A 7,121-nucleotide genomic window follows, 5' to 3' on the forward strand; every position below is an offset into this window, starting at 1 on the left:
AGGTCCCGGCCCGGCGGTTTCCGGCGGAGCAGTCGTCCGCGTCGACGCCGATGGAGGGCGAATGACCGACGTTCAGGCGTACGCGCACAGGTGTTTCCGGGGGGACACGGCGGATCGGCTGGGCGTGGAGCTGGAGTTCCTGGTCTTCGACGTGGAGGCGCCGGAGCGTCCCGTGCCCATCGCCAGGATCGCCCGCGCCCTGCCCGCTCTCCCCGGCGGCAGCAAAATCACGTTCGAGCCGGGCGGTCAGCTGGAGCTGTCCGCTCCGCCCGCGGTGCTGCCCGTCGCCGTCGCGCGGCTCGTCGCCGACGTCGAGGCCGTGCGGACGGCGCTGGAGGCGGCGGGATTACGGCTCGGCGCGACCGGTCTCGACCCGCTGCGCCCGCCGGCGCGGCAGTTACACGAGCCGCGGTACGACGCGATGGCGGCCTTCCTCGGCGAGCCGCACGGGCTCACGATGATGTGCTCGACCGCGTCGGTCCAGCTGAACGTCGACCTCGGCGACGCCCCCGCCGCCCGGTGGGGCCGCGCCCACGCCCTCGGCCCCGCGCTGGTCGCGGCGTTCGCCAACTCCCCGGACGGCGGGTGGATGTCCGGCCGGCAGGCCGTCTGGGCCCGTCTCGACCCCTCCAGGACCGCCTCCGTCGCCGCCGGCGGCGACCCCGCCGCCGAGTGGGCGCGCTACCTCCTCGACGCCCGCCTCATGGTCGTCCGCGACGCCGACGGCCTGCGGCCCGTCCTCGACGGCGCGACCTTCCGCGAGTTCGCCCGGGTGGCCGGGCGGCCGCCGTCGGAGGACGACCTCGCCTACCACGCCACGACCCTCTTCCCGCCCGTACGGCCCCGGGGGTGGCTGGAGATCCGGTACCTCGACGCCCAGGGGCCCGACGACTGGCCCGTCTGCGCCGCCGTCGTGCACGCCCTCGTCACCGACGACCGGGCGGCCGCCGCGGCGCTGGAGGAGGCGGCGCCGGTGAGCCACCGATGGGAGGACGCCGCCCGGCTCGGGCTGTCCGACCCGGGCCTGCGGCGGGCCGCGTGCGCGTGCTTCCGGGCGGCCGCCGAGGCCCTGCCCCGGCTGGGGGCCGAGCCGTGGCTGACCGCCCGGGTCTCCGCCTTCGCCTCGCGCCACATCGAATCCGGCCGTTCCCCGGCCGTCGACCTGATGGAGGAGATGATCGCGTGACCGACCTCAACGACCTGCGTGACGTGACCGCCCTGAAGGAGAGGATCGCCGCCGAGCTGGCGGCCGTACGGGACCGGTCCCTGACCTACACCGACGCCGACGACGAGACGCTGCTGCGCCAGCACTCGCCGCTGATGTCGCCCCTCGTGTGGGACCTCGCCCACGTCGGCAACTACGAGGAGCTGTGGGTCCTGCGCGAGGTGGGTGGCATCACCCCGCTGCGCCCCGAGATCGACGACATCTACGACGCCTTCAAGACCCCCCGCAAGGACCGGCCGTCGCTTCCGCTGCTCGCCCCGGACGAGGCCCGGAGGTACATCTCGGGCGTGCGCGGCCGGGTCCTCGACGTGCTCGACGCGGTGGACCTGGACGACTCCGACCCGCTACGCGCCGGCGGCTTCGTCTTCGGCCTGGTCCTCCAGCACGAGCACCAGCACGACGAGACCATGCTGGCGACGCTCCAGCTGTCGCGGCAGCCCGGGCTCGTGCGGGACGGCGCGCTGCCGCCCGGCCGGTCGCCGAACCTGTCGGCCGCCCCGGAGGTCCACATCCCCGCCGGCGTCTTCACCATGGGCACCGGCACGGTGCCGTGGGCGTACGACAACGAGCGCCCGGCGTACCGGGTCCACCTGCCGGACTACTGGATCGACCGCTACCCGGTGACCAACGGCGCGTACGCCGCGTTCGTCGAGGACGGCGGCTACCGCGACCCCCAGTGGTGGGTGCCCAGGGGATGGGAGTGGGTCGAGCGGGCCGGGGTCGAGGCTCCGCTGTTCTGGACCAAGGACGGCGGCGAGTGGTGGCGGATCCGGTTCGGCCGGGAGGAGCAGGTGCCCGAGGACGAGCCCGTGCAGCACGTCTCCTGGTACGAGGCCGACGCGTACGCCCGGTGGGCGGGCAAGCGGCTGCCGACCGAGGCCGAGTGGGAGAAGGCGTGCGGCGGCCGCCTCTACCCGTGGGGCGACGCCCAGCCCGGCCTCGAGCAGGCCAACCTCGGCCACCACGCCGCCCGGCCCGCCTCGGTCGGGGCCTACCCCGGCGGAGCCAGCCCGTATGGCGTGGAGCAGCTCGTCGGGGACGTCTGGGAGTGGACCGACTCGTGGTTCCAGCCCTATCCCGGGTACCGGAGCTTCCCGTACAAGGAGTACAGCGAGGTCTTCTTCGGCGAGACCTACCGGGTGCTGCGCGGCGGCTCGTGGGCCACGCACCCCTCGGCCGTGCGGACGACGTTCCGCAACTGGGACCACCCGATCCGCCGGCAGATCTTCTCCGGGTTCCGCTGCGCCCGCTCGGAGTCCTAGATGTGCCGCCACGCGGCGTGGCTCGGGCCGGCCAGGGCCGTGTCCTGGCTGGTCGGCGAACCGGAGCACGGCCTGATGCGGCAGTCGTACGCCCCGCGGATGCAGCGGTACGGGACGGTCAACGCCGACGGCTTCGGCATCGGCTGGTACGACGGGTCGCGCGGGGAGCCGGTCCGCTACCGCAGGACCGTCCCGATCTGGGCCGACGCCAACCTGCCCGGCCTGGCCTCGGTGGCCCGCTCGACCTGCCTGATGGCCGCGGTGCGGTCCGCCACGGCGGGCATGCCGATCGAGGAGACCGCGACCGCGCCGTTCGCCGACGGGCCCTGGCTGCTCAGCCACAACGGCCGGGTCCGCCGGGAGGCGGTGCGGGCCCTGGCCGGCGACCCGGAGAGCCTGTGCGACTCCGCGTGGCTCGCCTCGGCCGTGTTCGCCCGGCTCCGCGCGGGCGCCCCCCTCGGCGACGCCCTGACCGTCGTGGTCAGGCACGCCGCCGTCGAGGACCCGCCGGCCCGGCTCAACCTGCTCGTCACGGGAGGGACGGAGATCGCCGCCGTCGCCTGGGGCGACACCCTGTTCACGCATCTCGACGAAGGGGTGCTGGTCGCCAGCGAGCCGCTCGACGACCGGCCCGGCTGGCAGGCCGTGCCCGATCGCACCCTTCTGCTCGCGTCTCCCGACGGCGTGCTCATCACACCCATCGACTGAGGAGCGACCCATGGCCGTGACCGACCACCTCGACGACGCCTATCTGCGGCAGTCCCTGGAGCAGGACGTCCGCACCGGCCTCACCGCGTCGCCCAAGTGGCTGCCGCCGAAATGGTTCTACGACGCGGCCGGCAGCGACCTGTTCTCCCGCATCACCCGCCTGGACGAGTACTACCCGACCAGGCGCGAGCTGGAGATCCTGCGCCGCCACGCCGTCGACGTCGCCGCCGCCGGCGGGGCCGACACGCTGGTCGAGCTGGGCTCGGGCACCAGCGAGAAGACCGTGCTCCTGCTCGACGCGCTCGCCGCCGCGGGCACGCTGCGGACCTACACGCCCGTCGACGTCGACGCCGTCACGCTGGAGGCCGCCGCCGCGCGGCTCGCGGTCCGCTACCCGGACCTCCGCGTACGGCCGGTCCGCGCCGACTTCGAGCGGCACCTGTCGCTGCTGCCCCGGACCGGACGGCGCATGGTGGCCTTCCTCGGCGGCACGATCGGAAACCTGCCGCCCGCCGCCCGCGAGGTGTTCCTGAAGGAGCTGCGGTCCACCCTCAGGCCGGGGGACACCCTGCTCCTCGGCACCGACCTCGTCAAGGACCCCCGGCGGCTGGTCGCCGCGTACGACGACGCCCAGGGCGTCACCGCCGCCTTCAACCGCAACGTCCTCCACGTCGTCAACCGGGAGCTCGACGCCGACTTCGAGCCGGACGCCTTCGCCCACGTCGCGCTGTACGACGAGGACCACGAGTGGATCGAGATGCGCCTGCGGGCCACCCGGCCCATGCGCGTCACGATCCGCGCGCTCGGCCTGCCGGTGTCGTTCGAGGACGGCGAGGAGATGCGCACCGAGATCAGCGCCAAGTTCCGTCCCGAGGGGATCGCGGGCGAGCTGGACCGGGCCGGGTTCACGGTCGCGCGCTTCTTCACCGACACGGCCGGCGACTTCGGCCTCACGCTGGCCGGGCTCCGGCCCTCGTCCTCCTGACACGAGGTGTGAGCCGCGTCCGGGGCGGACCGTCGCCTGCGTCAGGCGGCATGCTCCGGCTGGACCTGGCGCGCGGTGGGGCACAGTGGCAGGCGCAACACGAACCGGGCGCCGCGGGGGGAGTCCTCCACGCGGAGGGTCCCCTCGTGCGCCCCCGCGACGGCCCGGGAGATGGCCAGGCCCAGCCCCGTGCCCTTGGGATCGCGCCGCCGCCCGTCCTGGAGGCGGACGAACGGCTCGAAGACCCGCTCGCGGTCCTCGGGCGCGATGCCGTCGCCGTCGTCCAGCACGGTCACCACGGCCTCGCCGCCGTCCTGCTCGACCGTCACCCGTACGACGCTGCGGGCGTGCCGCTGGGCGTTGACGATGAGGTTGGTCAGCGCCCCGACGAGCTGGATCCGGTTGCCGAGGACGGTGAGGTCCGGCGCGGCGTCGGCGAGAACCGGGACGCCGCGGGTCCGGGCGGTCTCCTGTTCGACGAGCAGGCCGAGGTCGACGGGCTCCGGCTTCACCGGCTCCGCCGTCCGCAGGTGGGCGAGCATCAGGATGTCGTCGATGATCGCCTTGAACCTGTCGGTGGTCTCCAGCGCCGCCTCGATCGTCTCGTGGGGGTCGACCTCGTCGCGGTAGAGCAGCGCCTCCTCCAGGCCGGCGCGCAGGCCCGAGAGCGGCGACTTGAGCTCGTGCGAGACCACCGAGGCGAACAGGCGCTGCTGGCCGACGGCGGTCTCCAGCCGGGCGAGGGTCTGGTTCGCGGTCCTCGCGAGCTCCGCGATCTCGTCGCACCCGGACGGCTGGGGGACCCGCATGCTGAGGTCGCTCACCGTGATCTCCGACATCTTCGCGCGGATCTCGGCGACGGGGCGGAGCGTACGGCCGGTCCGGTACCAGTTCCCCCAGCCCCAGAGGCCGGCGGCCAGCAGCACGCCCGCCGCCGTGCCGAGCTCCAGCCGGTGCGTCGCCAGTATGGCCGGCTGCGCGCGTCCCGCGTACACGGCGTGGGTCTCGCCGCCCCAGATCAGGCCGGCCTGGAAGGGGAGCACCCGCAGCGCGACGAGCACGACGCAGCCGCCGTCCGGGGTGCACTCGGTGCGGTACTGGATGCGGTCCTCGGGAGGCGGCAGGGGAGCGGTCAGCGCCGGCCGGTTGACCGCCGCCGTGCTCGACACCACGACCCGGTTCCGGGAGTCCACGAGCTGGAGGAGGTCCACCCTGGACATGGGGGTGGGCCGCGGGACGTCCCCCGGCCGCATGCTCGCCAGCCAGTCGGTCGCCGCTCGCTGGGCCTCCAGGTAGAGGTGCGTCTCGACCTTGTTGCGCACGCCGAGGTCGAAGGCGACTCCGAGCACCGTGAAGACGGCGAGGGACGCCAGGGCACTGCTCAACGCCGCCCGCATCTGGAGCGAGCGCGGGCATGCGAGGCGTCGTAACTGGCGGAGCCTCACCCGTACCCCCTCCCGGTCTCCATGGAAATGCCCTGGTAAAACACTATTGACCGTTTGGGTTTATGGAAATCCACATGACAGTAAGGGGGGTGGATTCAGCCGCAAAACAGACCGACGATCGACCTTTGTATTACGTTCGCCCGGTCAGGAGGTGGCGGTCTGGTGGACGGGGATCTTCGGGGCGTGCAGCCGGCGGGTGCGGACCGGGGGCGTCGTGAGAGGCCCCTTCTCGAAGCGGAGGCGGTTGACCGCGAGGGCGAGCGAGACGCCCCAGACCAGGTGGCCGGCCAGCAGCGTCGCCTGGCGGGCCGGCCGGTCCTCGGTGTCCGGGGGGAAGGCGCCCACGCTCGGCGCCATCCCCTGATGGCCCAGGTACCAGACCGCCAGGCCGTACGCGGCGCCCATGGGGAGGGGGACGCGCTGCCCGGCGGACAGCAGGCCGAAGGCCGACCCGCACGCGGCGCCGAACGCGTAGTGCGCGACCGTGGCGAGCACGCTCTCGGCGGGCCCGGCGCCACGCCGGCCGGGGAGCACCGAGCGCACGAACCTCCTGGGCGGCCGCTCCTCCAGCAGGCCGGCCTTCTCCCCCGCCATCAGCACGGCGCTGTACACGGCCGTCGCCAGCGCGCCGCCGACGGCGCCGTTCACCAGGTTGCGCATCATGATGATGCCTTTTCCCACCCCGGCCGTCCCGGCCGCCTCCGGACTGCTCCGTTCTCGGCAAACAATCACAGTCAGCCCGTTGACCATGGCAGATGCCGGAAAACCGGCTGACCCGACCCCGGTGACGAAGGGACGCATCCGCTTCCGCTCGCGCACCTCCTCACCGATCGACCGTTCTGGCAGGGGCGTCGGCCTGCCTCGGTGGAGCCGGGCGAAACCGAGGCGTGGGCCGCTGTCACAATCCGCCCGGGCAAGCTGCGGATCACGCTCGCGCCTGATCACCCCGCTGACCAGGTACTATCTGCCAGCGAGGTGGGGTGATGGACTCAGAAGTCGACTACGAGGCGGTGTTCAACGCCATCGTCGTCCCGTCGGCGGTACTGACGCCGGACTTCGTCATCGTGGCCGTCAACGACGCCTTTGTGAAGGTGATGCGTCGGACCCGGGCTGAGGTGCTCGGCCAACTGGCCTTCACCGCCTTCCCTGACAATCCAGGCGCTCCCAATGATCCCGCCGCGCATGGGATGCGTGCTTCGCTGGAGCGGGTGGCGGCCACCGGCCGGCAGAACGCCCTGCCGATGCAGAGGTACGACGTCGAGGTGCCCGGCCGGCCGGGGGTGCTCGAGGAGCGGTACTGGAGCGCGGTCACCGCGCCTGTCCTCGGCCCCGACGGCGAAGTGAAACTGATCATTCACGCTGTCGAGGAAGTCACCGATTTCCTCCGGCAGCTACGCGGGTACGGCGAACACGGCGTGACCGACAGCTCACCGGCGCTGGAGGAGATGACGACCAACGTCTACGCCCGCGCCCAGGAGCTCCACCACCTCAACGAG

Annotated in this window: 7 protein-coding genes; 5 read left to right on the forward strand and 2 right to left on the reverse strand. The window is 73.1% G+C overall.

Annotation, left to right across the window (positions count from 1 at the left end; genetic code table 11):
• The first annotated feature begins 61 nt into the window (after nucleotides 1-61).
• Genes MPTA5024_RS33200 through egtD form a run of 4 tightly spaced genes read left to right on the forward strand, consistent with a single transcriptional unit; the run spans nucleotide 62 to nucleotide 4,180 of the window.
• The gene (locus tag MPTA5024_RS33200; protein ID WP_036331660.1) at nucleotides 62-1,186 is read left to right on the forward strand and encodes a glutamate-cysteine ligase family protein; all 1,125 of its coding nucleotides are present in this window, start codon (nucleotides 62-64) and stop codon (nucleotides 1,184-1,186) included.
• Nucleotides 1,183-2,487 (forward strand): ergothioneine biosynthesis protein EgtB, encoded by a 1,305-nt coding sequence (gene egtB, locus MPTA5024_RS33205; RefSeq protein WP_036331663.1) that lies wholly within the window; start codon nucleotides 1,183-1,185, stop codon nucleotides 2,485-2,487. Before MPTA5024_RS33200 ends, egtB begins: the two co-directional genes overlap by 4 nt.
• Nucleotides 2,488-3,195, forward strand: coding sequence for an ergothioneine biosynthesis protein EgtC (egtC, locus tag MPTA5024_RS33210; RefSeq protein ID WP_036331664.1), 708 nt, complete (start codon nucleotides 2,488-2,490; stop codon nucleotides 3,193-3,195).
• A gap of 10 nt (nucleotides 3,196-3,205) precedes the next feature.
• Nucleotides 3,206-4,180, forward strand: a complete 975-nt coding sequence (egtD, locus tag MPTA5024_RS33215; RefSeq protein ID WP_036331666.1) for an L-histidine N(alpha)-methyltransferase — start codon at nucleotides 3,206-3,208, stop codon at nucleotides 4,178-4,180.
• Between the two features lie 41 nt (nucleotides 4,181-4,221).
• Here egtD and MPTA5024_RS33220 read toward each other — a convergent pair whose 3' ends face one another.
• Both MPTA5024_RS33220 and MPTA5024_RS33225 read right to left on the reverse strand, forming a co-directional pair.
• A complete protein-coding gene (locus MPTA5024_RS33220) occupies nucleotides 4,222-5,565 on the reverse strand; it encodes a HAMP domain-containing sensor histidine kinase (protein WP_198167536.1) in 1,344 nt (447 codons plus the stop codon).
• Nucleotides 5,566-5,769: 204 nt separating this feature from the next.
• The gene (locus MPTA5024_RS33225; RefSeq protein ID WP_198167537.1) at nucleotides 5,770-6,288 is read right to left on the reverse strand and encodes a DUF6789 family protein; all 519 of its coding nucleotides are present in this window, start codon (nucleotides 6,286-6,288) and stop codon (nucleotides 5,770-5,772) included.
• Nucleotides 6,289-6,608: 320 nt separating this feature from the next.
• Between MPTA5024_RS33225 and MPTA5024_RS33230 the strand changes: the two genes are divergently transcribed.
• The coding region (locus MPTA5024_RS33230; RefSeq protein ID WP_036332129.1) for a PAS domain-containing protein at nucleotides 6,609-7,121 on the forward strand (513 nt) is incomplete at its 3' end.

The organism is Microbispora sp. ATCC PTA-5024 (genome assembly GCF_000511135.2).
In the GTDB taxonomy this organism is placed as follows: domain Bacteria; phylum Actinomycetota; class Actinomycetes; order Streptosporangiales; family Streptosporangiaceae; genus Microbispora; species Microbispora corallina.